At 71.0% G+C, this 24243-nt stretch carries 28 protein-coding genes and 5 tRNA genes; 24 read left to right on the top strand and 9 right to left on the bottom strand.

Going from position 1 to position 24243, the window contains the following annotated elements; translation table 11 throughout:
* Positions 1-384 precede the first annotated feature (384 nt).
* The 3 genes from ACZ4QV_RS03265 to gltX all read left to right on the top strand — a co-directional run bounded on the left by ACZ4QV_RS03265 (position 385) and on the right by gltX (position 2941).
* On the top strand, positions 385-609 hold the full coding sequence (locus ACZ4QV_RS03265) for a hypothetical protein (protein ID WP_361145824.1): 225 nt from the start codon (positions 385-387) through the stop codon (positions 607-609).
* Positions 610-708: 99 nt separating this feature from the next.
* Complete coding sequence (locus tag ACZ4QV_RS03270) at positions 709-1470, top strand: fumarylacetoacetate hydrolase family protein (RefSeq protein WP_361145821.1); 762 nt, start codon at positions 709-711, stop codon at positions 1468-1470.
* Complete coding sequence (gene gltX / locus ACZ4QV_RS03275) at positions 1463-2941, top strand: glutamate--tRNA ligase (RefSeq protein ID WP_361145820.1); 1479 nt, start codon at positions 1463-1465, stop codon at positions 2939-2941. The genes ACZ4QV_RS03270 and gltX overlap by 8 nt, the downstream gene beginning before the upstream one ends.
* An 88-nt stretch (positions 2942-3029) precedes the next feature.
* Here gltX and ACZ4QV_RS03280 read toward each other — a convergent pair whose 3' ends face one another.
* From ACZ4QV_RS03280 to ACZ4QV_RS03290, 3 genes are all read right to left on the bottom strand, one after another.
* A complete protein-coding gene (locus ACZ4QV_RS03280; RefSeq protein ID WP_030018349.1) occupies positions 3030-3269 on the bottom strand; it encodes a hypothetical protein in 240 nt (79 codons plus the stop codon).
* Entirely contained in the window at positions 3266-3598 is a 333-nt protein-coding gene (locus tag ACZ4QV_RS03285; RefSeq protein ID WP_361634550.1) for a DUF6247 family protein, read from the bottom strand. Before ACZ4QV_RS03285 ends, ACZ4QV_RS03280 begins: the two co-directional genes overlap by 4 nt.
* A 143-nt stretch (positions 3599-3741) precedes the next feature.
* Positions 3742-4041: a hypothetical protein gene (locus tag ACZ4QV_RS03290; RefSeq protein ID WP_361614662.1), complete on the bottom strand. Its 300-nt coding sequence runs from the start codon at positions 4039-4041 to the stop codon at positions 3742-3744.
* A gap of 130 nt (positions 4042-4171) precedes the next feature.
* On the opposite strand from ACZ4QV_RS03290, the gene ACZ4QV_RS03295 reads away from it, so the two are divergent.
* From ACZ4QV_RS03295 to ACZ4QV_RS03330, 8 genes are all read left to right on the top strand, one after another.
* Positions 4172-5029 carry a helix-turn-helix domain-containing protein gene (locus ACZ4QV_RS03295; protein WP_361614665.1) on the top strand — a complete coding sequence of 286 codons (858 nt, stop codon included), beginning with the start codon at positions 4172-4174 and terminating at the stop codon, positions 5027-5029.
* A 10-nt stretch (positions 5030-5039) separates the two neighbouring features.
* Positions 5040-5243, top strand: coding sequence for a DUF397 domain-containing protein (locus ACZ4QV_RS03300; protein WP_361614668.1), 204 nt, complete (start codon positions 5040-5042; stop codon positions 5241-5243).
* Positions 5244-5404: 161 nt separating this feature from the next.
* The gene (locus ACZ4QV_RS03305; protein WP_361145811.1) at positions 5405-6145 is read left to right on the top strand and encodes an HAD family hydrolase; all 741 of its coding nucleotides are present in this window, start codon (positions 5405-5407) and stop codon (positions 6143-6145) included.
* Between the two features lie 87 nt (positions 6146-6232).
* Positions 6233-6304: transfer RNA gene (locus tag ACZ4QV_RS03310), tRNA-Gln, on the top strand.
* A gap of 40 nt (positions 6305-6344) precedes the next feature.
* Positions 6345-6417 (top strand) — tRNA-Glu (locus tag ACZ4QV_RS03315).
* A gap of 63 nt (positions 6418-6480) precedes the next feature.
* Positions 6481-6553: transfer RNA gene (locus ACZ4QV_RS03320), tRNA-Glu, on the top strand.
* Positions 6554-6569: 16 nt separating this feature from the next.
* Positions 6570-6641 (top strand) — tRNA-Gln (locus tag ACZ4QV_RS03325).
* 38 nt (positions 6642-6679) lie between these two features.
* Positions 6680-6752 (top strand) — tRNA-Glu (locus ACZ4QV_RS03330).
* Between the two features lie 76 nt (positions 6753-6828).
* On the opposite strand, the gene ACZ4QV_RS03335 is transcribed toward ACZ4QV_RS03330, so the two are convergent.
* The gene (locus tag ACZ4QV_RS03335; RefSeq protein WP_361145808.1) at positions 6829-7479 is read right to left on the bottom strand and encodes a MerR family transcriptional regulator; all 651 of its coding nucleotides are present in this window, start codon (positions 7477-7479) and stop codon (positions 6829-6831) included.
* An 83-nt stretch (positions 7480-7562) separates the two neighbouring features.
* On the opposite strand from ACZ4QV_RS03335, the gene ACZ4QV_RS03340 reads away from it, so the two are divergent.
* Positions 7563-8045: a DUF4188 domain-containing protein gene (locus ACZ4QV_RS03340; protein ID WP_361145806.1), complete on the top strand. Its 483-nt coding sequence runs from the start codon at positions 7563-7565 to the stop codon at positions 8043-8045.
* A gap of 101 nt (positions 8046-8146) precedes the next feature.
* Here the strand turns inward: ACZ4QV_RS03340 and ndgR are convergent, their stop codons facing one another.
* Positions 8147-8863 (bottom strand): IclR family transcriptional regulator NdgR, encoded by a 717-nt coding sequence (ndgR, locus tag ACZ4QV_RS03345; protein ID WP_003984709.1) that lies wholly within the window; start codon positions 8861-8863, stop codon positions 8147-8149.
* Between the two features lie 172 nt (positions 8864-9035).
* Here ndgR and leuC point away from each other — a divergent pair, with 172 nt between their 5' ends.
* From leuC to ACZ4QV_RS03370, 5 genes are all read left to right on the top strand, one after another.
* Positions 9036-10472: a 3-isopropylmalate dehydratase large subunit gene (gene leuC / locus ACZ4QV_RS03350; protein WP_361145802.1), complete on the top strand. Its 1437-nt coding sequence runs from the start codon at positions 9036-9038 to the stop codon at positions 10470-10472.
* Between the two features lie 6 nt (positions 10473-10478).
* Positions 10479-11072: a 3-isopropylmalate dehydratase small subunit gene (gene leuD / locus ACZ4QV_RS03355; RefSeq protein ID WP_361145800.1), complete on the top strand. Its 594-nt coding sequence runs from the start codon at positions 10479-10481 to the stop codon at positions 11070-11072.
* A gap of 135 nt (positions 11073-11207) precedes the next feature.
* Complete coding sequence (locus tag ACZ4QV_RS03360) at positions 11208-11453, top strand: SCO5555 family protein (RefSeq protein WP_030018364.1); 246 nt, start codon at positions 11208-11210, stop codon at positions 11451-11453.
* A gap of 125 nt (positions 11454-11578) precedes the next feature.
* Positions 11579-12301, top strand: a complete 723-nt coding sequence (locus ACZ4QV_RS03365; protein WP_361634542.1) for an HU family DNA-binding protein — start codon at positions 11579-11581, stop codon at positions 12299-12301.
* 137 nt (positions 12302-12438) lie between these two features.
* The gene (locus ACZ4QV_RS03370; protein ID WP_361583894.1) at positions 12439-12645 is read left to right on the top strand and encodes a hypothetical protein; all 207 of its coding nucleotides are present in this window, start codon (positions 12439-12441) and stop codon (positions 12643-12645) included.
* A 130-nt stretch (positions 12646-12775) separates the two neighbouring features.
* On the opposite strand, the gene cofC is transcribed toward ACZ4QV_RS03370, so the two are convergent.
* A complete protein-coding gene (gene cofC, locus ACZ4QV_RS03375; RefSeq protein ID WP_361145792.1) occupies positions 12776-13462 on the bottom strand; it encodes a 2-phospho-L-lactate guanylyltransferase in 687 nt (228 codons plus the stop codon).
* A gap of 140 nt (positions 13463-13602) precedes the next feature.
* Here cofC and ACZ4QV_RS03380 point away from each other — a divergent pair, with 140 nt between their 5' ends.
* From ACZ4QV_RS03380 to ACZ4QV_RS03390, 3 genes are all read left to right on the top strand, one after another.
* Positions 13603-14433: a lysophospholipid acyltransferase family protein gene (locus ACZ4QV_RS03380; RefSeq protein ID WP_030018368.1), complete on the top strand. Its 831-nt coding sequence runs from the start codon at positions 13603-13605 to the stop codon at positions 14431-14433.
* Positions 14430-15431: an NAD(P)H-dependent glycerol-3-phosphate dehydrogenase gene (locus ACZ4QV_RS03385; RefSeq protein ID WP_361145789.1), complete on the top strand. Its 1002-nt coding sequence runs from the start codon at positions 14430-14432 to the stop codon at positions 15429-15431. The genes ACZ4QV_RS03380 and ACZ4QV_RS03385 overlap by 4 nt, the downstream gene beginning before the upstream one ends.
* A 159-nt stretch (positions 15432-15590) precedes the next feature.
* Positions 15591-16727, top strand: a complete 1137-nt coding sequence (locus tag ACZ4QV_RS03390; protein ID WP_361876124.1) for a D-alanine--D-alanine ligase family protein — start codon at positions 15591-15593, stop codon at positions 16725-16727.
* An 18-nt stretch (positions 16728-16745) separates the two neighbouring features.
* Here the strand turns inward: ACZ4QV_RS03390 and ACZ4QV_RS03395 are convergent, their stop codons facing one another.
* Positions 16746-17237, bottom strand: coding sequence for a DUF3515 domain-containing protein (locus ACZ4QV_RS03395; RefSeq protein ID WP_361145783.1), 492 nt, complete (start codon positions 17235-17237; stop codon positions 16746-16748).
* A gap of 9 nt (positions 17238-17246) precedes the next feature.
* Positions 17247-17480, bottom strand: coding sequence for an Lrp/AsnC family transcriptional regulator (locus ACZ4QV_RS03400; protein WP_030018372.1), 234 nt, complete (start codon positions 17478-17480; stop codon positions 17247-17249).
* A 209-nt stretch (positions 17481-17689) separates the two neighbouring features.
* On the opposite strand from ACZ4QV_RS03400, the gene ACZ4QV_RS03405 reads away from it, so the two are divergent.
* A complete protein-coding gene (locus tag ACZ4QV_RS03405; RefSeq protein ID WP_361145780.1) occupies positions 17690-18670 on the top strand; it encodes a thiamine-phosphate kinase in 981 nt (326 codons plus the stop codon).
* 103 nt (positions 18671-18773) lie between these two features.
* Positions 18774-19565 (top strand): bifunctional hydroxymethylpyrimidine kinase/phosphomethylpyrimidine kinase, encoded by a 792-nt coding sequence (gene thiD / locus ACZ4QV_RS03410; RefSeq protein ID WP_467762521.1) that lies wholly within the window; start codon positions 18774-18776, stop codon positions 19563-19565.
* Between the two features lie 158 nt (positions 19566-19723).
* On the opposite strand, the gene rpmB is transcribed toward thiD, so the two are convergent.
* Complete coding sequence (rpmB, locus tag ACZ4QV_RS03415; RefSeq protein WP_003984695.1) at positions 19724-19909, bottom strand: 50S ribosomal protein L28; 186 nt, start codon at positions 19907-19909, stop codon at positions 19724-19726.
* Between the two features lie 214 nt (positions 19910-20123).
* On the opposite strand from rpmB, the gene ACZ4QV_RS03420 reads away from it, so the two are divergent.
* Positions 20124-21884 (top strand): DAK2 domain-containing protein, encoded by a 1761-nt coding sequence (locus ACZ4QV_RS03420; RefSeq protein WP_467762522.1) that lies wholly within the window; start codon positions 20124-20126, stop codon positions 21882-21884.
* A gap of 83 nt (positions 21885-21967) precedes the next feature.
* Positions 21968-24190 carry an ATP-dependent DNA helicase RecG gene (gene recG / locus ACZ4QV_RS03425; protein ID WP_361145771.1) on the top strand — a complete coding sequence of 741 codons (2223 nt, stop codon included), beginning with the start codon at positions 21968-21970 and terminating at the stop codon, positions 24188-24190.
* Positions 24191-24243 lie beyond the last annotated feature (53 nt).

Consider the following 24243-nt stretch of genomic DNA (forward strand, 5'->3'; position numbering starts at 1 on the left):
AGGGCGGTGCCGTCCCCTGTGACATGCGTGACGCAATGTACGGAACACGTCACAATACGTAGAGAGTGGCGCCGTCGATAACGGACTAATGCCCGCGAGTCGCTCGCGGGTACCTCCTGTCCCAGGTGCGGTGATCGGGAGCGGAACATGGGCTTCAATCCTGCAATGTCCGTTTCGCCCCTGGATGTTGATCATGAGAAATGCGGCATTTGTCACACAGTTCGTGAGCAAACTCACAGGTGCCGGGTCGACTTTCCCGGAGTCGCGCGGGGAATAGCGCGCATAGCCTGACGCTTTACACAGTTGCCCGAAACGACAAGGCCGCAATCCCGCGCGAGCGGACCGCGGCCTTGTTCCCCGAGTCCCCACGCGAGGCATGAAGCAGTGAAGACCACGATGATGTTCCGCAACATAGCCAACCCGCGGCGCACCACCCTCGCCCACCTCAAGGACGCCGACGACCTCCAGAGCGCCGCGGCCGAGGCCCCGGAGCACGCCGTCGAGCTGCCCACCCAGACCGCCAACCCCCGCCGCACCGTCCTCATGGACGCCCCCGCGCCGCAGACCGTCCCCGCGCAGGCCGCCGCCGCGCCGGACACGGCCGTCTGACACCAGGGCGAACGCCAGGGCAGGCGGGCCCGCCGCGCCCCCCGCGATAGCCTGGAGTGTCAACTCCGGCCAGTGATCTATGAGGGGCAGCGGCAACCCGTGCGCATCGCCAGATTCTCCATCGACGGCAACGTCGGCTTCGGCGTCCTCGACGGCGACGACATCGACGTCATCAAGGGACATCCCTTCGCGGAATTCGAGCGCTCGGGTCACAAGGTCCCCCTCGACAAGGTCCGCCTGCTGCCCCCGGTCCTGCCCAACAAGGTCGTCGCGGTCGGCCGCAACTACGCCGAACACGCGCGCGAACTGGGCAACGAGGTCCCGGACGTGCCGGTCACCTTCTTCAAGCCCTCCACCTCGGTGGTCGGCCCCGGCGACCCCATCGTGTACCCCTCCTTCTCCCAGGAGGTGCACCACGAGGCGGAGCTCGCCGTCGTCATCGGCCGCATGTGCCGCGAGGTCCCCCGCGAGCGGGTCAAGGACGTCGTCCTCGGCTACACCTGCGCCAACGACATCACCGCCCGTGACGTGCAGAAGCGCGAGGCGCAGTGGGCGCGGGCCAAGGGCTTCGACACCTCCTGCCCGCTCGGCCCCTGGGTCGAGACCGAGCTGGACCCCGGCGACCTGACGATCATGTGCACCGTCAACGGTGAGCAGCGCCAGCTCGGCCGCACCAGCGAAATGGTCCGTTCCGTCGAGGACCTGATCGTGCACATCACCGAGGCGATGACGCTGCTTCCCGGCGACGTCGTCCTCACGGGCACCCCGGCCGGGGTCGGCCCCCTCCAGGACGGCGACGAGGTCGCCGTCCACATCGAAGGCATCGGCACTCTCACCAACAAGGTGATCAAGCGTGGCTAACGCGACCCCCGTCCGCGTCCGTTTCTGTCCCTCCCCGACCGGCAACCCCCACGTGGGCCTGGTCCGCACCGCCCTGTTCAACTGGGCCTACGCCCGGCACACCCAGGGCACCATGGTCTTCCGCATCGAGGACACCGACGCGGCCCGCGACTCCGAGGAGTCCTACAACCAGCTGCTCGACTCGATGCGCTGGCTGGGCCTGGACTGGGACGAGGGCCCCGAGATCGGCGGCCCCCACGAGCCGTACCGGCAGTCGCAGCGCATGGACCTCTACCAGGAGATCGCGCAGAAGCTGCTGGACGCCGGCCACGCGTACAAGTGCTACTGCTCCACGGCCGAGCTGGACGCCCGCCGCGAGGCCGCCCGCGCCGCCGGCAAGCCGTCCGGCTACGACGGCAAGTGCCGCGTCCTGACGGCCGACGAGATCACCGCGTACGAGGCCGAGGGCCGCGAGCCGATCGTCCGCTTCCGGATGCCGGACGAGCCGATCACCTTCACGGACCTGGTCCGCGGCGAGCTGACCTTCACCCCGGAGAACGTCCCGGACTACGGCATCCTCCGCGCCAACGGCGCCCCCCTCTACACGCTCGTCAACCCGGTCGACGACGCCCTGATGGAGATCACCCACGTCCTGCGCGGCGAGGACCTGCTCTCCTCCACCCCGCGCCAGGTGGCCCTCTACAAGGCCCTGATCGAACTGGGCGTCGCCAAGACGGTCCCCGCCTTCGGCCACCTCCCGTACGTCATGGGCGAGGGCAACAAGAAGCTCTCCAAGCGCGACCCGCAGGCGTCCCTGAACCTGTACCGCGAGCGCGGCTTCCTCCCCGAGGGCCTCCTCAACTACCTCTCCCTCCTCGGCTGGTCCTTCTCCGCCGACCAGGACGTCTTCTCCATCGACGAGATGGTCGCGGCCTTCGACATCGCCGACGTCAACGCCAACCCGGCCCGCTTCGACCTGAAGAAGGCCGAGGCGATCAACGCCGACCACATCCGCCGCCTGGACCCGAAGGCCTTCGCCGAAGCCTGCCGCCCCTGGCTCCAGGCCCCGCACGCCAACTGGGACCCGGCCGACTTCGACGAGGCGGCCTGGCAGGCCATCGCCCCGCACGCGCAGACCCGCCTGACGGTCCTCTCCGACATCACCGCCAACGTCGATTTCCTCTTCCGCAAGGAGCCGGTCGAGGACGAGGCGTCCTGGACCAAGGCGATGAAGGGCGACCCGGTGGCCCTGCTCACCACCGCCCGCGAGAAGCTGACCGGCGCCGACTGGTCCAGCCCCGACTCCCTCAAGGAAGCCGTCCTGGCCGCCGGCGAGGCCCACGGCCTCAAGCTCGGCAAGGCCCAGGCCCCGGTCCGTGTGGCCGTCACGGGCCGCACGGTCGGCCTCCCGCTCTTCGAGTCCCTGGAGATCCTGGGCAAGGACCGCACCCTGTCCCGCATCGACGCGGCACTGGCGAAGCTGGGCGCGTAACCGCGCGGCTTTCACGTCGTACGCCGAAGGGGCGGCCACCGGGTGTCGGTGGCCGCCCCTTCGGCGTGGCGTGTGTGGCGGGGCCGGGTCACGCGGCCACGAGGTCGATGACGTTGATCACGACGTGCGTATTGGACACCACGTACTGGATGAAGCCGCCTTCGAAGGTGGCCGACCAACTGTTGTCCCGATGGCTCTTGGCAGGCGCGCCGAACGGGTTCAGGCTGAGCCGTTTCTCCAGCTCCTCCAGGGAGGCCCGCTGCGCGGCGCCCAGGGCCGCCTTGCACCGTGCGGCGCGGTCCGCGTACCTGATGACGTAGGCGGTCATGGACACCCGCCGACGTCGATCGGATTGTTCTCGGCGTCGTACGCGTTGCCCTCGGCGTCCCGGAAGACCATGCCTTCCGTGTCCCCCTCCGCCAGGCGCTTGGCCATCTGCTCCACCTGATCCAGGTAGCCGGGCGTCGCGCACGCACAGGCGAAGGGGAACCACTTGTCGACCACCCGGTCCAGCTCCGCCCGGTCGAACTCCGCCGCCGCGCTGAGCCAGTCCTGCTCGAAGTACTGGAGCCAGTCCGGGCGCCGCTGCAACGCCGTACGGATCGCGTCCGGAGTCCGCTCGCAGGCGTCCCGATCCACTTCGATCTCTCTGTCCATGGCCGGCGACCTCCGGTACGAGTAGGCAGGGCGGGACCCACGGTAGGCGGCGGTGGGGCACGCATCCAGGAGATCCGGGCTTCCGTGCCCCGACGGACGGATGGTGTCCGGCGATGGTCGGACCGGTCCGTTCGGCCGGGCCCTCATGCCCCCGGCCAGACGACGCTCCCGAGACTGCCCGGCCGCATCGACACGAACCGGGCCGCCCGCTCCGGCGCCGCCACCGACATCCGGAAGCCGGAGCCCACGGCAGCGACATCCGCCCGCCCGTCCTCGTAGGCAAGCCCCCAGGCGGCGACACGGGCGTCCCGGAACCCGCCGACGGCGTACTCCTCGACGACGGCGAAGAGGCGGGGCGCGGTGGCATCGACCAACTCTTGGACCTCCCGCCCGAACCCGTCAGGCGGGTCGGGGAGGGGCGGGGGTGGGGATACGGTGGTCATGTGAAGTCTCCTGGTTGTGGGCCAAGTTGTGGAGCTGATGGTGAGGAGACTAGGGCGGTTGCTGGTATGTAGACCACCACTTGGTTAGTTTTCGTACCGCTACCACTCCTGTGAGTGAAAGGCAGAAGACATGGTCCGGGCCAAGGTCCCGCCGACGGTCAGACAACGGCGTCTGGGGGCCGAGCTGCGCCGCCTCCGGGAACATGCGGACCTGTCTGTGACGCGTGCCGGAGAACTGTTCGGTGTGCCGCAATCGCGTATCAGCAACATCGAGGCAGGCAGTTACGCGGTCAGCGCGGACCGGGTGAGGGCGTTGGCCCGGCTCTACGAATGCTCGGATGACGCTCTTGTAGAGGCGCTGGCCGCGATGACCGGCGGCCGTACGCGCGGTTGGTGGGACGAATACCGTGAGCTGCTGCCCACAGCGCTGGTCGAAGTCGCCGAGTTCGAACGCGAGGCCAAGGCAGTGCGGGTGGCTGTGCTCGTGGCGATGCCCGGTCTCCTGCAGTCCGCCGAACACATCCGCGCCGCGTACAGCCAGAACGTGCCCGCGCTGCGCCCGTTCGAGATCGAACACCGCACGGCGTTCCGCATCAGGCGCCAAGGCGTCCTGCACGGGGAACCGCCGTTGCCCTACACCGTGGTCATCCACGAAGCCGCTCTGCGGATGGGGATCGGCGGGCCGGACGTCGTGCGCGCGCAGCTTCGGCATCTCATGGACATGGGTGAGTACGAGCACATCACGATCCAGGTCATCCCGTTCGGGCGGGCGGACTTTCCCGCAGCGGGCGGCCAACCGGTCACCTATGTGTGCGGGCCCGTACCTCAACTGGACACCGTCCTGCTGGACACCGACCACGGCCTGGAGATTCTTCATGCGGAGGACCAGCTCGCCCGCTACCGGGAAGTGCTGGACCGCATGAGTCGGTGTGCACTCGATCCCGCCGAGAGCCGCAACTTCATCCACAAGATCGCGAAGAGTCTGTGAGGCCCCGAGGATGTACGAATACCAGTGGCAGAAGTCGTCGTACAGCAACGCGGCGGTGAATTGTGTGAACGTCGCTGCTGCGCCCGACGGCACTGTGCGTCTCCGGGAGAGCGACGCCCCGCAGGTGATCCTGTCGACCACCCGCAGCGGCATGGCCGCGTTCCTGACCGCGATTAAAGGCCACGGGGCCCACCCGCCCGTACATAACCGCTGAACACGCACGAGGCCCCGGCGGGCCGAACCCCGGCCGCCGGTCCCCACGTCACCTTCGGCGCGCGAGCGCGCCTCAGCAGGACCCGGCAGCATGCCGTGGCCTTGACGTGCGCAGGGCAAAAATCGCGTCCTCGTGCGGCCTGCCCGGGTACCGTCGGTTTCATGACCATCGAGGCCGTCCTCTGGGACGTGGACGACACCCTCTTCGACTACACCGGGTCCGACCGCGCGGGAGCGCTTCGGCACATCGAGGCCGAGGGGCTGCTCGGGCGGTACGCGGACGCCGAGTGTGCGCTCGGGCGGTGGCGGGAGTGCATGGAGGTCGCCTTCGCGCGCTTTCTTGCCGGGGAGGTGGGGTTCCTGGAGCACCGTAGGGAGCGGGCTCGGGCCTTTCTCGGGGCGGTGCTGAGCGATGACGAGGCGGACGCCTGGTTCGGGCGGTATGTCGCGCTGTACGAGGCGGCCTGGACGCTCTTCCCGGACGCCGTCCAGGCGCTCACGGACCTGGCGCCGCTGGCCCGGCAGGGCGTGTTGTCGAACTCCTCCGTCGCCAATCAGGACCGCAAGCTGCGGACGCTGGGAATTCGTGATCACTTCGAGGTGGTGCTCTGCGCCGACGAGGTGGGGCACGCGAAGCCGGCGGCCGAGGCGTTCCGGGCGGCCTGTGATGCGCTGGGGCTGGCGCCTGAGCGGGTCGTCTACGTCGGGGACAAGCTGGACGTGGACGCCATCGGGGCGCGCGATGCCGGGCTGGGCGCGGTGTGGGTGGACCGGGCCGGCGCGGAGGGGGAGGTGCCGGAGGCGGACGTGCCGGACGGGGTGACGCGGATCGGCGGGCTCGGTGAGCTGCCCGGGCTGGTGCGCGGCCTTATCGGTTTTGGAGCGTCGTCCACCTTCGGGTAATGTTCTTTCTGCGCCGCCCGGGCGGGCCGAAAGGCCGGACCGGGAAGCGCAAGCCGAACTGAACCCCCGGCGGGGGTTGCGTTCCGGTGGGCTATGGTGTAATTGGCAGCACGACTGATTCTGGTTCAGTTAGTCTAGGTTCGAGTCCTGGTAGCCCAGCAAGAGACCTTCTGAAGGTGTCTTGATCATGCAGTACCAGGCCCCCGTTGTGTAGCGGCCTAGCACGCCGCCCTCTCAAGGCGGTAGCGCCGGTTCGAATCCGGTCGGGGGTACAGATCCTTTCTCACCGTCACCTTCGGGTCGCTCCCGGATGCGACGACGCAAGGATCGCTAGGGCCCCCGTTGTGTAGCGGCCTAGCACGCCGCCCTCTCAAGGCGGTAGCGCCGGTTCGAATCCGGTCGGGGGTACTGGTCTATACCACCATGGGCTATGGTGTAATTGGCAGCACGAGTGATTCTGGTTCATTTAGTCTAGGTTCGAGTCCTGGTAGCCCAGCGCGAAATCGCAGGTCAGACTGCGGTTCTGCAGAGCAAGCCCCCGTTGTGTAGCGGCCTAGCACGCCGCCCTCTCAAGGCGGTAGCGCCGGTTCGAATCCGGTCGGGGGTACGCGACGAAGAGGCCCTTCCCTGATCGGGGAAGGGCCTCTTCGCGTGGTGGGCCCCACTCTCCGCGGGGCCCGGCGTCACGAGGAGTCGGCCCTGAAGCGGCGGTGTGATTCCTCCGCCTCCGCCAGCCGCCGCAGACTGAGCAGTACCGGTTCGAGCAGTACGGTCAGCGCCACCGCGGCCTCCACCTGCTCGGCGGGCGTCTCGTACTCCTCCACCAAGTCCAGGTCGGCGGCGGCCAGTTCACCCGCGATCCGGGCGTACGGGAGTACGTTCTCGACGGTGTGCGGATAGCTGAGCCGGGCGAGCGCGGCCAGCGCGTTCACCAGCATTCCGTACGCGGGGGAGACCGGTCCCAGCTCCAGCCCGTACTGCCAGCCCAGGCGGCGCAGCAGCTCGTCCGCCGTCCCGCGTGCGGCGGTGATCTCCGGAGTCTCCTCGGTGGGGGCGGGGTCGTGCGGCAGGGCCCACACGGCCGCGCCGAGGCGCATGTGGTGGTCCAGCGACTCGTCCTCGACCGCGGCCAGTACCTCGCGCGCGGCGGCCACCGGCATCTTCCCGACCTGGACCAGCGCGCGGACCAGGCGCAGCCGGCGCAGATGGGTGTCGCCGTACTCGGCCTTGGTGGTGGTGATCCGCTCGCCCGGCGGCAGCAGCCGCTCCCGCAAGTAGTACTTGATCGTGGCGGTGGGCACCCCACTGCGCTCGCTCAGTTCCGCCAGTCGCATACCCTTGCGCCTTTCCTTGGAGAGTGTCACTATCCAAGCATGGATAGTGACGCTATCCAAAGAAGAGATGACAGGGGGTCGTCATGGGGGACAAGGTCGTACCGGGGAGTGCGGTGGCGGACACCGACGAGGAGGTGGTCGTCTTCCTGGTCGGGATGCGCATCAACCGGCTCCGGTCGGTGCGCAGTTGGCTGCCGACGCTGCTCGCCATGCCGCGGATGCTCAAGGAGTTGGCGCGCGAACGGGGCGCGGGGATGCTGGGCTTCCGGATGCTGAACGGCGGGCCGCGCGTCTTCACCGTCATCCAGTACTGGGAGTCGCGGGAGAAGCTGTACGCCTACGCCTCGGACCGGGACATGCAGCACCGCCCCGCGTGGACGGCGTTCAACCGTCGTGCGCGGAGCGGCGAGGGGGGAGTGGGGATCTGGCACGAGACGTACGTCGTGCCGGCGGGCGCGTACAGCACGTTCTACCGCTCGATGCCGCCGACCGGGCTCGGTGCCGCGCGTGGCGTCGTCGCGCCCGGCCGGCGCGGGGCGCGGAGTGCGCCCGTGAGCGTGGCGTAATACGGAGTACGGGCCGACCGGTTGGGGCGGACGTCGGCGGGCGCCCCGACCGGTCGGTGTCCCGGCAGGTCGGCAGGTCGGCAGGTCGGCGGGGCAGCCGGTCAGCCCGTGCGGCGCAGCGCCTCGCTGAGCCGGGCCGCCGCGTCGATGACCGCCTGGGCGTGCATCCGGCCCGGGTGGCGGGTCAGCCGCTCGATCGGTCCGGAGACCGAGACGGCGGCGACCACGCGGTTCGACGGGCCGCGTACGGGAGCGGAGACCGAGGCCACGCCGGGCTCCCGCTCGCCGATCGACTGCGCCCAGCCCCGGCGCCGTACGCCGGACAGCGCGGTGGCCGTGAAACGGGCGCCCTGGAGGCCGCGGTGCAGGCGCTCCGGCTCCTCCCAGGCCATCAGGATCTGGGCCGCCGAACCGGCCTTCATGGGGAGCGTGGAGCCGACCGGGACGGTGTCCCGCAGTCCGGACAGCCGTTCCGCCGCGGCCACGCAGATCCGCATGTCGCCCTGGCGCCGGTAGAGCTGCGCGCTCTCGCCCGTCACGTCACGCAGATGCGTGAGCACCGGTCCGGCCGTGGCCAGCAGGCGGTCCTCGCCGGCCGCCGCGGCCAGTTCCGACAGCCGCGGGCCGAGGATGAACCGGCCCTGCATGTCCCTCGCCACCATCCGGTGGTGTTCCAGTGCCACGGCCAGCCGGTGTGCCGTGGGTCGTGCGAGCCCGGTCGCCGTGACCAGCCCGGCGAGGGTGGCCGGACCGGACTCCAGAGCGCTCAGTACCAGAGCTGCCTTGTCGAGAACGCCGACGCCGCTAGAGTTGTCCATGAAACGATACTCGCGTCTCACAGTGTGAAACGCAAGTTCAATTTTCCTGGGAAGCCGCCAATCTGTAGTCGCGGCCCTCGACCAGGGCCCGGCACGGCGTCCGGATCCGGGGGACGGGCGCCGCGTACACAGTCGAGTTGGGCCGGCAATGCGGCCGGCCGGAGGGAAAGCGATGGCACGGACACTCGCGGAGAAGGTCTGGGACGACCATGTCGTCCGGCGCGCCGAAGGCGAACCCGACCTCCTCTTCATCGACCTGCACCTGCTCCACGAGGTGACCAGCCCGCAGGCGTTCGACGGCCTGCGCAAGGCCGGCCGGCCGGTGCGGCGCACCGACCTCACCATCGCCACCGAGGACCACAACACCCCCACCCTCGACATCGACAAGCCCATCGCCGACCCCGTCTCCCGCACCCAACTGGAGACGCTGCGCAAGAACTGCGCGGAGTTCGGCGTCCGGCTGCACCCGCTGGGCGACGTCGAGCAGGGAGTCGTCCACGTAGTGGGACCGCAGTTGGGACTGACCCAGCCGGGCACCACCGTGGTCTGCGGCGACAGCCACACCTCCACCCACGGCGCGTTCGGCGCGCTGGCCTTCGGCATCGGCACCAGCCAGGTCGAGCACGTGCTGGCCACCCAGACGCTGCCGATGGCGCCCTTCAAGACCATGGCCGTCACCGTCGAGGGCGAGCTGCCGGACGGCGTCACCGCCAAGGACCTGATCCTCGCCGTCATCGCCCGGATCGGCACCGGCGGCGGCCAGGGCTACGTCATCGAGTACCGCGGCGAGGCCATCGAGAAGCTCTCGATGGAGGCCCGGATGACCATCTGCAACATGTCCATCGAGGCGGGCGCCCGGGCCGGCATGATCGCCCCCGACGAGACCACCTTCGCCTACCTCCAGGGCCGCGACCACGCGCCCCGGGGGGCGGACTGGGACGACGCCGTCGCGTACTGGAAGACCCTGCGCACCGACGACGACGCGGTCTTCGACCACGAGGTCGTCGTGGACGCCTCCGAGCTGGCCCCGTTCGTCACCTGGGGCACCAACCCGGGCCAGGGCGCACCCCTTTCGGCGGCCGTCCCCGACCCCGCTTCGTACGAGGACGCATCGGAGCGCTTCGCCGCCGAAAAGGCCCTGGAATACATGGGGTTGACGGCCGGTCAGCCGCTGCGTGACATCCGTGTGGACACCGTCTTCGTAGGTTCGTGCACCAACGGACGCATCGAGGATCTGCGCTCCGCCGCCGAGATCGTACGGGGCCGCCGGGTCGCCGACGGCGTACGGATGCTCGTCGTACCGGGCTCGGTGCGGGTCTCCCTCCAGGCGGTCTCGGAAGGCCTCGACAAGGTCTTCACCCAGGCCGGTGCCGAGTGGCGGCACGCCGGCTGCTCGATGTGCCTCGGGATGAACCCGGACCAGCTTGCGCCCGGCGAGCGTTCCGCCTCGACCTCCAACCGCAACTTCGAGGGGCGGCAGGGCAAGGGCGGCCGCACCCACCTGGTCTCGCCCCAGGTCGCCGCCGCAACGGCGGTTCTCGGCCATCTGGCATCGCCGGCCGACCTGTCCGACGCCGACGCCGACGTACGCACGCCCGCGGGAGTCTGAACCACCATGGAAGCTTTCACCACGCACACCGGCCGGGCCGTACCGCTGCGCCGCAGCAACGTCGACACCGACCAGATCATCCCGGCCCACTGGCTCAAGAAGGTCACCCGCGACGGTTTCGAGGACGGGCTCTTCGAGGCCTGGCGCAAGGACCCGGGGTTCGTGCTGAACCAGGAGGCGTACCGGGGGGCGACCGTCCTGGTGGCCGGGCCCGACTTCGGCACCGGCTCCTCGCGTGAGCACGCGGTGTGGGCCCTGCAGAACTACGGCTTCAAAGCCGTCATCTCCTCGCGTTTCGCCGACATCTTCCGGGGCAACTCGCTGAAGAACGGACTGCTGACCGTGGTGCTCCCGCAGGAGACCGTCGAGGCGCTGCAGAAGCTCGCCGAGGCGGACCCCGCGGCCGAGGTCACCGTCGACCTCGTCGGCCGGCAGGTCCGGGCACCGGGCATCACCGCTGGGTTCGAGCTGGACGAGAACGCGCGTTGGCGGCTGCTGGAGGGACTGGACGACATCAGCCTCACTCTTCGGGAGGAGGAGGCCATCGCCGGGTACGAGGCGAACAGGCCGTCGTTCAAACCGCGTACGGTAGTAGTCTGACCTCGGGTTTTTTGGCTCAAAGCCTTATTGCGTACGATGCGCCCCTTGCTAGTTGGCAGGGGGCGCATCGGCGTGTGAAGGCTGCCGTTGAGGCCCCGTGAAGCGACAACTCGCCGCAGATGGCACAATTAGCGCATGGAACGCGACGACCAACTCGAGCTCTACGGTCTCGTCGCCGACCGACTCAAGGACGCACACACACGAGTGCGGACACTGCAAGTCCCGGAGGGCGTACGCATGGCGCTGACCCGGAAGCTGCTCGTCATCACGGCGGCGGCGAAACACGATCTGGCGGACGCGGCAAGGCGTCTGGAGTGGTTCATGAACGACCTCGACGAGGGTCGTTTTCCCGTAGACGTGCACGCCGATGGAACTCCGTGAAGGTCGAGTTCGTTGCGGCACAAGGGTGATTAGCCCGTTTCGTGTTTGATTTGCGGTATATATCTGCCTAACGTGCGAAAAGGCTTGAACACTTTCGTTCCAGCAATGTCTCCGAAGGGGAAGACGTGAACAAGGCGCAGCTCGTAGAAGCCATTGCCGACAAGCTCGGCGGCCGTCAGAACGCCGCGGACGCGGTGGACGCGGTACTGGACGCAATCGTCCGTGCAGTTGTCTCCGGCGACCGCGTATCGGTCACCGGATTCGGTTCGTTCGAGAAGGTGGACCGTCCGGCCCGCTACGCCCGCAACCCGCAGACGGGTGAGCGGGTGCGGGTCAAGAAGACCTCGGTGCCGCGTTTCCGCGCGGGTCAGGGCTTCAAGGACCTGGTCAGCGGCTCGAAGAAGCTCCCGAAGAACGACGTGGCCGTCAAGAAGGCCCCCAAGGGCAGCCTTTCGGGCGGTTCCACCCGTACGACGGCCAAGGCCGCTGCCAAGAAGGCCACGGCCAAGAAGTCGTCGGCCGCGAAGAAGGCCACGGCCACCGCCAAGAAGGCCACGCCGGCGAAGAAGACCACCGCCACGGCGAAGAAGGCCACGGCCACCGCCAAGAAGGCCACCCCGGCGGCGAAGAAGGCCACCACCACGGCCACGGCGAAGAAGTCGGCGGCCAAGAAGACCACGGCTACCGCCAAGAAGGCCACCCCGGCCAAGAAGGCCACCGCCACCGCCAAGAAGGCGACGGCCAAGAAGACCGCGCCCGCGACCAAGGCGACGGCCAAGAAGGCCCCGGCCAAGAAGACCACGGCCCGCAAGACCACCGCCAAGAAGACCACCGCCCGCAAGCGGTAATCCAGCAGCGGCGACGCCACGCGTCGGGCCGGACCCCCCTCGGGGGGCCCGGCCCGCGGTGCGTCCCGGACCGCCCGCCCGGTGTGCGGCGCGGCCCCCGCGCGGCCCGGAGCCCTGTGCCGTCTAGGCTGGTCACCATGCAGGCCACCGCGTACACCTACGACGCCCAGACCCGTTCCGGCAGCGTGCTGCTCGACGACGGCACCCCGCTGCCCTTCGACGCCGCGGCCTTCGACGCGGGCGGCCTGCGGCTGCTGCGGCCCGGCCAGCGGGTCCGTGTCGACGTCGAGGGCGAGGCCGGCGACGGTCGCCGCATCGTGCTCGTCACTCTTCAGACGTTCTGACGGCTTTCCGGCACTTGCCAGGGCTTCCGGCGGTCTTCCGGCACTACTCAGGGGTTCCGGCGGCTTTCCGGCGCCCTTCCCGGCGGTGTGACGGTTCTCTGCCGCCCTCCGGGCACCCCGCCGCATTGCGTCATACTCCGGGCGCCCGGACGCCTTCCGCCGCCGGGTAAGCCCGCATCCGCGGCACACAGCGGGCGGTGTGCCGCCCCACACCCAGTGCCAGCGCGGCCCGCAGATCCTCCCCGGTGTCCACGTCCCGGCGTACGGATTCGGTCCCCGGCAGCACGATCTCCCGCGCTCCCGATTCGCGGTGACGCGCCCGGGACGGCCCCCCGAAAGCGGGTGCCAATTCCACTCCCGGAGCCGCGCACAGCAGTGTCGTCCCGATTTCCGCCGCATCCGCGAGAAATGCCCGGGGAAATGCCGCGGCGGCCGACAGCACCCGCCCCAGTTCCGCGGGACGCAACGCCGGGAGATCCGCGTTCAGTGCCGCCACGGCCGCGGCGGCGCGCCGCCGCCGCACCAGACCCGCGCCGTACGCCAGCGCGGCGTTCAGGCCGCGGCCCGGCACGTCGGCGACGACCCGCGCTCCGAGGGCCGCCAACCGCTCCCCGGCCACCGGATCGTCCGTGACAACCGCCACATCCAGGACGTCTTCGCAGGCCAGCGCAGCCGTCACGGTGTCCAGCGCGAACGCCAGTGCCAACTGGGGCCGGAGCTGTTCCCCCGCCGCCCGGGACAGCCTGCTCTTCGCCCGTACCAGGGGTTTCAGCGGTACGACCAGGCTCCAGCCCACGTCCGCTCCGTCTCTTCGCATCGCCCTCATTCTCACCCGCCGCCACCGCCTTCCGTGAGCGGCGGGGTTACGGTGTTCTCGACATAGCGGGTACCTGGGGCGACACTTGTGCGGCTGCCGGGTCGCAGCAGCTCAGCAGATCCCACAAGGAGGGTGTCCCAGTGTCCCGCCGCAGAATCGGCTTCTGGTACCGCTTGGCCGCGGTCATCTGCAAACCGCCGCTCCTGGTTCTGTTCAAGCGGGACTGGCAGGGAATGGAGCACATTCCCGCCGACGGCGGATTCATCACCGCGGTCAACCACAACTCGTATCTGGACCCGCTGTCGTATGCGCACTACCAGTACAACACCGGCCGGGTCCCGCGATTCCTCGCCAAGTCCGGACTCTTCAAGGGCGGCTTCGTCGGCCTGATGATGCGCGGAACCGGCCAGATCCCCGTCTACCGGGAATCCGCCGACGCCGCGGTGGCCTTCCGCGCCGCGGTGGCCGCCATCAACAAGGGCGAATGCGTCGCTTTCTACCCCGAGGGCACCCTCACCCGCGACCCCGACATGTGGCCCATGCAGGGCAAGACCGGGGCCGCCCGGGTGGCGTTGCTCACCAAGGCGCCGGTCATCCCGGTGGCGCAGTGGGGCGCCAACGAGGTCATGCCGCCGTACGCCAAGGAGAAGAAGCTGCGGCTCTTCCCGCGCAAGACCCTGCGGGTCAAGGCGGGGCCGGCGGTCGACCTGAGCGAGTTCTACGGCAAGGAGCCCACCGCCGAGGTGCTGCGCGAGGTGACCGACAAGGTCATGGCCGCCGTCACCGCGATCCTCGCCGAGGTGCGGGACGAACCGGCGCCGGCCGAACCGTACGACCACCGCAAGGACGCCGTCCGGCGCAGCCGGGCCCGTCGCGAACAGCAGGCCGCCGAGCGGGCGCGGAAGCTGGACGAGCAGGGCGTGAAACTGGACGACCAGGCACCGAAGACACAGGAGGATGAAGGCAAGTGACGCGCTGCGCCGTCTACGGCACGGGGTCCTGGGGCACCGCATTCGCGATGGTGCTCGGCGACGCGGGCTGCGAGGTGACGATGTGGGGCCGCAGAGCGGGCCTGGTCGACGCCATCAACACCGGCCGTACCAACCCCGACTACCTGCCGGACGCGGAGCTGCCGGACACCGTACGGGCCACCACCGACCCCGCGGAGGCCGCGCACGGCGCCGATTTCACCGTCCTGGCCATCCCCTCGCAGACGCTGCGCGAGAACCTCGCCGCCTGGGCGCCGCTGCTGCCCGCCGACACCGTCCTGGTCTCCCTGATGAAGGGCGTCGAACTGGGCACCGCCAAGCGGATGAGTGAGGTCGTCGAAGAGGTCGCCAAGGCTCCCGCCGAGCGGGTCGCGGTGCTGACCGGCCCCAACCTCGCCAAGGAGATCGCCGCCCGGCAGCCCGCCGCCGCGGTCGTCGCCTGTGCGGACGAAGCCGTGGCCCGGCGCCTCCAGGCCGCCTGCCACACCCCCTACTTCCGCCCGTACACCAACACCGACGTGGTCGGCGCCGAGCTGGGCGGCGCGGTCAAGAACGTCATCGCGCTGGCGGTCGGCATGGCCGGCGGCATGGGTCTGGGCGACAACGCCAAGGCGTCCCTGATCACCCGCGGCCTCGCCGAAACGACCCGGCTGGGCCTGGCGATGGGCGCCGACGCGCACACCTTCGCCGGCCTCGCCGGCATGGGCGACCTGGTCGCCACCTGCTCCTCGCCGCTGTCCCGCAACAACACCTTCGGCGCCAACCTGGGCCGCGGCATGACGCTGGAGGAGACCATCGCGGTCACCAAGCAGACCGCGGAGGGCGTCAAGTCCTGCGAGTCGGTACTGGATCTCGCCCGCCGGCACGGCGTCGACATGCCGATCACCGAGACGGTCGTGGACATCGTCCACGAGGGCAAGCCGCCGCTGGTGGCCCTCAAGGAACTGATGGCGCGCAGCGCCAAGCCCGAGCGGCACTGAGCGCGCTCGCGCCACGCCCGGGAGGCGTACGGGCCGGTGCCCCGGGACCGGCTCCGGCCCCCGGCCCCGCCCGGCCGCGGGGCCCGCGGCGACTCCCGGGGCCGGGGTGGTGACACAGGCTCCGACTCCTCCTGGGGCAGCAGGTACGCTCAACGCGATATGAGCAGCGAGACCCCTTCCCAGAAGCCCCGCGTCGCCGTCGTGTTCGGCGGGCGCAGCTCCGAGCACGCCATCTCCGTGGTCACCGCGGGCGCCGTGCTGGCCGCCATCGACCGCGAGAAGTACGACGTGCTGCCCATCGGCATCACGACCGACGGACGGTGGGTGCTGACCGCCGACGCCCCGGAGCGGATGGCCATCACGGACCGGAAGCTGCCGAACGTGGCGGAGCTGAGCGGATCCGCCGAGGGCACCGTCGTCCTGCCGGTGGACCCGACCAGCCGCGAGGTCGTCTACAGCGAGCCCGGCACGACGCCCAAGGTGCTCGGCGAGGTCGACGTCGTCTTCCCGGTGCTGCACGGCCCGTACGGTGAGGACGGCACCCTCCAGGGCCTCCTGGAGCTGTCCGGCGTGCCCTACGTGGGCTCCGGTGTGCTCGCCTCGGCCGTCGGCCAGGACAAGGACTACATGAAGCGGGTGTTCACCTCCTTCGGGCTGCCGGTCGGCCCGTACGAGGTCGTCCGCCCCCGCGAGTGGGAGCAGGACCCGGCCGCGGCCCGCAAGAAGATCGTGGACTTCGCCGGGGAACACGGCTGGCCGCTGTTCGTGAAGCCCGCCCGCGCCGGTTCCTCCATGGGCATCACCAAGGTGGACGCCCTCTCCGGCCTGGACGCGGCCGTCGCGGAGGCCCGCCGCCACGACCCCAAGATCATCGTGGAGTCGCTGCTGACCGGCCGGGAGATCGAGTGCGGCGTCCTGGAGTTCGAGGACGGCCCGCGCGCCAGCGTCCCGGCCGAGATCCCGCCGGTCTCGGACCACTCCTTCTACGACTTCGAGGCCAAGTACATCGACTCGGCCAGCGGCATCGTGCCCGCGCCGCTCGCCGAGGAGCAGACCGCGCGCGTCCGGGAGCTGGCCGTGGCGGCCTTCGAGGCGGCCTCCTGCGAGGGACTGGTGCGCGCCGACTTCTTCCTCCAGGAGAACGGCGAGTTCGTGATCAACGAGATCAACACGCTGCCCGGTTTCACGCCCATCTCGATGTACCCGCGGATGTGGCAGGAGAGCGGCGTCAGCTACCCGGAGCTGGTCGACCGGCTGATCCAGGCGGCGCTGCGGCGCTCCACCGGGCTGCGCTGAGGCGGCCGGCCGGCGGCCTCAGACCCCGGCCGGCACCGTCGTGCGTACGGCGTCCGCGAGGTCGGTGAGCACATCGACCTCGGGGGCGTACTTCCCCGGCACGCTCACCTCGACGTACGTCTTGCGCAGTACGGTCGTGAAGCGGTATCCGTCGTCCTGCTGCTCGAAGAGCCAGTCGACACCGTCGACTTCCGCCGCGTCCGCACCGGGGTTGTAATGTTCACTCCCAGGCGTCAGCACGGCGGGCTTGCGTACCCCGCAGCGCAGCCGGACGGCGGGATCGCCCCAGACGGCGGTGAAGTCCGAGACCGGATCGGCGGTGCCCCGCTCCAGCCCGTCCACGGTCCGCGGCAACTTCTTCTGGAGCGCCCGGCACTGCCGCGCGGAGTCGCCCTCGGGCGCGGGGGCGGCGACGGGGACCGAGGACGAGCAGCCCACCGCGGCGAACGCCACGGTGAGCAGGGCCGGAATCAGCAGCCGGCGCGACGAGGAGATCACCCGGCCGAGCATACGGGGGAGCTAGAGATGGACCACCGGGCAGGTCAGGGTGCGGGTGATGCCGTCCACCTGCTGAACCTTGGCGACCACCATGCGGCCGAGTTCGTCGACCGTGTCGGCCTGGGCCCGCACGATCACGTCGTACGGACCGGTGACGTCCTCGGCCTGGATCACGCCGGGGATCTTGGCGATCACTTCCGCCACGGCCGACGCCTTGCCCACCTCGGTCTGGATCAGGATGTACGCCTGTACCACGGGACCTCCAGGGCGGCTTCGAGGATCATGTGGGAAGAAGGGACGCCACGGTACCGCGTCGGCGCGCGCGCCGGGGAGACCCGGGCGGGGAACGCGACGCGCGGCGCGGGGACCGGCCGCCCCGGGGGAGCGGGGGCCGGACACGCGGTGACGGAGTACGGATCGGCAGCGCAGTACGGATCGTCCGTACGCATCGGAAGGGCAGCAGCATGAAGGGCACCGTGGGCGAGCTGGGAGAGTTCGGGCTGATCAGGGAGCTGACCTCCCGGCTCACCGCCACCCCGGCCGTACGGATCGGTCCGGGCGACGACGCCGCGGTGGTCACCGCGCCCGACCGCAGGGTCGTGGCCAGCACCGACGTACTTCTCGAAGGGCGGCACTTCCGCCGCGACTGGTCCACCGCCTACGACGTGGGCCGCAAGGCCGCCGCGCAGAACCTGGCCGACATCGCCGCCATGGGAGCGGTGCCCACCGCCATCCTGCTCGGCCTGGTCGTACCCGCCGAACTGCCCGCGACCTGGGCGACCGAGCTGATGGACGGGCTGCGCGACGAGTGCCAGGTGGCGGGCGCCGCCGTGGTCGGCGGCGACGTCGTACGCGGCGACACCATCACCGTCGCCATCACCGCACTGGGTGACCTCCGCAACCAGGAACCGGTCACCCGATCCGGTGCCCAGCCGGGCGACGTCGTCGCCGTCACCGGCTGGCTGGGCTGGTCGGCGGCCGGCTACGCGGTCCTCACCCGCGGCTTCCGCTCCCCGCGCGCCTTCGTGGAGGCGCACCGCCGCCCCGAACCCCCGTACCACGCGGGCCCGGCGGCGGCCGGTCTCGGCGCCACCGCCATGACGGACGTCAGCGACGGCCTGGTCGCCGACCTCGGCCACATCGCCGAGGCCAGCAAGGTCCGTATCGACCTGCGCTCGGGCCAGATCGACATCCCCTCGCAGATGTCCGACATCGGTACGGCGGTCGGCGTGGACCCGATGCAGTGGGTGCTCAACGGAGGCGAGGACCACGCCATCGTGGCGACGTTCCCGCCGGACGTGAAGCTGCCCGCCCGCTGGAAGGTGATCGGCGAGGTGCTGAACCCGTCGGCGCTGCCGCAGGTGACGGTGGACGGCGCACCGTGGTCCAGCGCGGGCTGGGACCACTTCGGCGAGGACGAGGACGGCGAGCAGCCGGGCGCCTGAGGGACCGCGGGCCGAACACGCGCCCGAGAAGGAACCGCGGGACCGGTCCGCGCCTGAGGGACCGCGGCCAGGCCCCGCACGGCGCCCCGGTAGATTCGCCGGTATGCGCACACCTCCACGCGTCCTGACCGTCGCCGGGTCCGACTCCGGCGGCGGCGCGGGCATCCAGGCCGACCTGAAGACGATGCTGGCGCTCGGCACGCACGGCATGAGCGTGCTGACCGCCGTCACCGCGCAGAACTCACTCGGCGTGCAGGGCGCGTGGGAACTGCCCGCCGAAGCCGTCCGGGCCCAGTTCCGCAGCGTCGTCGACGACATCGGCGTCCAGGCCGTCAAGACCGGGATGCTGTCCTCACCCGAACTGGTCGAGACCGTCGCCGCCCTGCTCGCCGGGGTGTCCGCGCCGGTCGTCGTCGACCCGGTCGGCCTCTCCAAGCACGGCGACGCCCTGCTGGCCGCCTCCGCGCTGGACGCCGTCCGCACCAAGCTGCTGCCGACGGCCACCCTCGCCACCCCCAACCTCGACGAAGTGGCGCAGCTCACAGGCGTACGGGTGCGGGAAGAGGCCGATCTGCCGCGCGCCGCCGCCGCGGTCCTCGGCTTCGGGTCGCGCTGGGCGCTGATCAAGGGGGGCCATCTGGAGGGCGACGCCGTCGACCTGCTCACCGACGGCACCGAGGAGCACTGGCTGCGCGCCCCGCGGCACGACAACCGGCACACCCACGGCACCGGCTGCACCCTCGCCAGCGCCGTCGCCGCCCGGCTCGCCCTGGGGGACACGGTCCCGGAGGCCGTGACGGCGGCCAAGGAGTACGTCACCGGCGCCATCGCGGGCGGCTTCCGCCTGGGCGCGGGGATCGGGCCGGTGGATCATGGCTGGCGGATGCGGGGCTAGGAGGTGCCCGGTGCCCGGCATCAGGGCGTAGGGCTCCGGGTGTACGGGCTCCGGGTGTACGGGCTCCGGGCGTACGGGCTCCCGGTACGGCAAAAAGCCGGCCCACCGAGGTGGACCGGCTTTCAGGCAACCGGCGGGGCTGCGCTTCGACTAGGACGTCAGCGCGAGACCTTGCCGGCCTTGATGCACGAGGTGCAGACGTTGAGCCGCTTCGGCGTGCGCCCGATGACCGCGCGCACCGTCTGGATGTTGGGGTTCCAACGACGGTTGGTACGGCGGTGCGAGTGGGAAACGCTCTTGCCGAAGCCCGGCCCCTTGCCGCAGACGTCGCAGTTGGCAGCCACGGGTCACTCCAAAGACTTCAGATGCACTTACGGTGAATCCCGGCGAGCGGAGTGCATTGAACCGACCCGATTCGCCAGGAGAGGAATGGCCCGATTCGCATCGGGCAACCGGAGCAGCATACAACGACCGCTCCCGTAGAACGAAACTACCATGAGCGCCCCGGCCCCCGCCCCGGCCGCCGGGCCCCCGCGCCACTACTGTGCGGTGGATCGCATGACCGAGCCGAGCCCGCCGAGGGCCGCTGGCCGAGGAGGACGAACGGTGCCGCACCCGCTCGACGCCGATGCGGTACGTACCTGGTGCGCCCTCGCGCTCCAGGCCCTGGGCCGCGAGCGCGAGCGGATCGACGCGATCAACGTCTACCCCGTGGCCGACGGCGACACCGGCACCAACCTGTACCTGACCGTGGAGTCCGCGGCCCGCGCGGTCGAGGCCGCCTTCGACGGCCACGGCGCCTCGGGCGCCGCCCCGGACCTGGCCGACGCCGTCGGCGCCATGGCCCACGGCGCCCTGATCGGCGCCCGCGGCAACTCCGGCACGATCCTCGCGCAGCTACTGCGCGGGATGGCGGAGATTCTGGGGGCCGGGGGTGAGGTCGGTGCTGGGCCCGGCGGCCCGGCGGCGGCGCTCAAGCGGGCCCTGCGGCGGGCGGCCGAGTCGACGTACGAGGCGGTGGCGCACCCCGTCGAGGGCACGGTCCTGACGGTCGCCACCGTGGCCGCGCAGGCGGCGGAGCGGGCCGACGGGACCCCGGCGGCGGTCGCCAGGGCCGCGTACGAAGGAGCACGTACCGCCCTGGACGCGACGCCGGGCCAGCTCGCGGTCCTGGGCCGGGCGGGCGTCGTGGACGCGGGCGGCTGCGGCCTGGTCGCCCTGCTGGGCGCGCTGGCCGGGGCGCTCTCCGGAGAAGTGCCGACCGCGGCGATCACCGTACGGCCGGACGCGCCCGTGCCGGTGGCGGGCGGCTGCCCGGCGGCGGGCGGGGACGGACCGGCCTTCGCGGAGCAGCGCCCGGAGGGCACGGCCCACGGCGACGACGCCGACCCGGACGGTCCCGCCTTCGAAGTGATCTACCTCCTGGAGGCCGACGACTCCGCCGTGGCCCGGCTGCGCGCACGGCTGGACGGCCTGGGCGACTCCCTGGTGGTCGTCGGCGGCGACGGGCTGTGGAACGTGCACGTCCACGTGGACGACGCGGGCGCCGCCGTCGAGGCGGGCATCGAGGCGGGCCGCCCGCACCGCATCCGCATCACCCACTTCGGGGCACCGGACGGCGGCGGCCGGGGCGCCCGCCGCCGCGCGCCCGAGCCCGCGGCGCGCGCCGTGGTGGCCGTGGTGCCGGGTGACGGGCTCGCCGGTCTGTGCGCCGAGGCCGGCGCGACCGCGGTGACCGTACGCCCCGGGGAGCCGCCCGCCAGCGGCGAGCTGGTGCAGGCCATCCGGCAGGCGAACGCCCGCGAGGTGATGCTGCTGCCCAACGACCCCGAGCTGCGGCACATGGCCGCCGCCGCGGCCGAGCAGGCCCGTACCGAAGGCGTACGGGTCGCCCTGATCCCCACCCGCGCCGCCGTCCAGGGCATCGCCGCGCTGGCCGTGCACGAGCCCGCCCGCAGCTTCGACGAGGACATGGTGGCCATGACCTCGGCCGCGGGCGCCACCCGCTACGCCGAGCTGGCCGTCGCCGAACGGCAGTCCTGGACGATGGCCGGCGTCTGCCAGGCCGGCGACGTCCTCGGGCTGATCGACGGGGACGTGGTGGTGATCGGCTCCGACCTGGCCGCGACCGCGGTGACCGTACTGGACCGGATGCTCTCCGCGGGCGGGGAAATGGTGACGCTCGTCCTGGGCGCGGATTTCCCCGATTCCCTCGCGGAGCGCCTGGAAAGGCACGTACGGGAACGCCACCTGGCCGTGGACACCGTCGTCTACGAAGGCGGACAGCGCGGTGCCCCCCTTCTCATCGGCGTCGAATAACGCCCCGGAAGGCGGTGCGGGAATCCGGGCCGTCCCGGCGGAATTCCGGGGCCTGCCGCCGGATGTCAGTGGCGTGGTGTGCAATGGTCTGCGTGTCCGCGCTCGACGAACCCCTGAAGAAGATTCTCGGTGGCACCACCGCCAAGGTGATGGCCGAGCATCTCGGCCTGCACACGGTCGGCGACCTGCTGCACCACTATCCGCGCAGATACGCGGAGCGCGGTGAGCTGACCCGGCTCTCCGACCTGCCGCTGGACGAACACGTCACGGTCGTCGCGCGGGTCGCGGACGCCCGCGTGCTGAAGTTCAACAACGGCCGCGGCCAGCGCCTGGAAGTGACCCTCACCGACGGCAGCGGCCGCCTCCAGCTCGTCTTCTTCGGCAAGGGCATCCACAAACCGCACAAGGACCTGCTGCCCGGCCGCCGCGCGATGTTCGCGGGCAAGGTCTCGGTCTTCAACCGCAAGCTGCAACTGGCCCACCCCGAATACGCGCTGCTGGAAGGCGAGGGGGGCGCGACCGGCGAGGAGGCCGTGGACGCCTTCGCCGGCCGCCTCATGCCGATCTACCCGGCCTGCCAGCAGATGGCCTCCTGGAAGATCACCAAGGCCGTCGACGCGGTGCTGCCCAGCGCCCGCGAGGCACTCGACCCGCTGCCGGAGGCGCTGCGCGCGGGCCGGGCCCTGCTGCCGCTCCCGGACGCCCTGGAGAAGGTCCACCGCCCGCGCACGAAGGCGGACATCGAGGACGCCCGCTCCCGGCTCAAGTGGGACGAGGCGTTCGTCCTCCAGGTGGCCCTCGCCCGCCGCCGCATGGCGGAGACCCAACTCCCCGCCACCCCGCGCCCGTTGACCCCGGGCGGCCTGCTCGACGCCTTCGACGCGAAACTCCCCTTCACCCTCACCGAAGGCCAGCAGAAGGTCAGCCGCGAGATCTTCGACGACCTGGCGACGGACCACCCGATGCACCGGCTCCTGCAAGGGGAAGTCGGCAGCGGGAAGACGATGGTCGCCCTGCGCGCCATGCTCGCCGTCGTGGACACCGGCGGGCAGGCGGCGATGCTCGCGCCCACCGAAGTGCTCGCCCAGCAGCACCACCGGTCCATCACCGAGATGATGGGGGAGCTGGCCGAGGGAGGGATGCTGGGCGGCGCCGAGCACGGCACGAAGGTGGTGCTGCTGACCGGGTCGATGGGCGCCGCCGCCCGCCGGCAGGCCCTGCTGGACCTGGTCACGGGCGAGGCCGGGATCGTCATCGGCACCCACGCGCTGATCGAGGACAAGGTGCAGTTCCACGACCTCGGCCTGGTCGTCGTCGACGAGCAGCACCGCTTCGGTGTGGAGCAGCGGGACGCGCTGCGCGGCAAGGGCAAGCAGCCGCCGCACCTCCTCGTCATGACGGCCACCCCCATTCCCCGTACGGTCGCGATGACCGTCTTCGGCGACCTGGAGACCTCCGTACTGGACCAACTCCCCGCCGGGCGCTCGCCGATCGCCAGCCATGTCGTGCCCGCCAAGGACAAGCCGCACTTCCTGGCGCGGGCCTGGGAGCGGGTGCGCGAGGAGGTCGGGTCCGGCCACCAGGCGTACGTGGTCTGCCCCCGCATCGGTGACGAGGAGGAGGCGCCGAAGGGCAAGGGCGCCAAGAAGAAGTCCGCGGAGGAGGCAGGGGACGGCGGGGGCGAGGACAAGCGGCCCCCGCTGGCCGTCCTGGACGTCGCCGACCAGCTCACGAAGGGGCCGCTCGCCGGGCTGCGCGTCGAGGTGCTGCACGGCCGGATGCACCCGGACGACAAGGACGCGGTGATGCGCCGGTTCGCGGCCGGCGAGGTGGACGCGCTGGTGGCGACCACCGTCATCGAGGTCGGGGTGAACGTGCCCAACGCCACCGCCATGGTGATCATGGACGCGGACCGGTTCGGCGTCTCCCAGCTGCACCAGCTGCGCGGCCGGGTCGGCCGCGGGTCGGCCCCGGGGCTGTGCCTGCTGGTCAGCGAGATGCCCGAGGCCAGCCCCGCGCGGGCCCGGCTCGCCGCCGTGGCCGGCACCCTGGACGGCTTCGAGCTGTCCCGTATCGACCTGGAGCAGCGCCGCGAGGGCGACGTCCTCGGCCAGGCCCAGTCCGGCGCCCGTACGTCCCTGCGGATGCTCGCCGTCATCGAGGACGAGCAGGTCATCGAGGCCGCCCGGGAGGAAGCCACCTCGGTGGTCGCCGCCGACCCCGAACTGTCCGGCTATCCGGAGCTGCGCATCGCCCTCCAGGCCCTGCTGGACGCCGAGCGCGAGCAGTACCTCGACAAGGGGTGAACGGGCGGCGGGGCCGGCTGGCGCGGCCCCGTCCCGTCCGACGCCATATCGTG

It is taken from the genome of Streptomyces sp. NPDC026394, assembly GCF_055567735.1.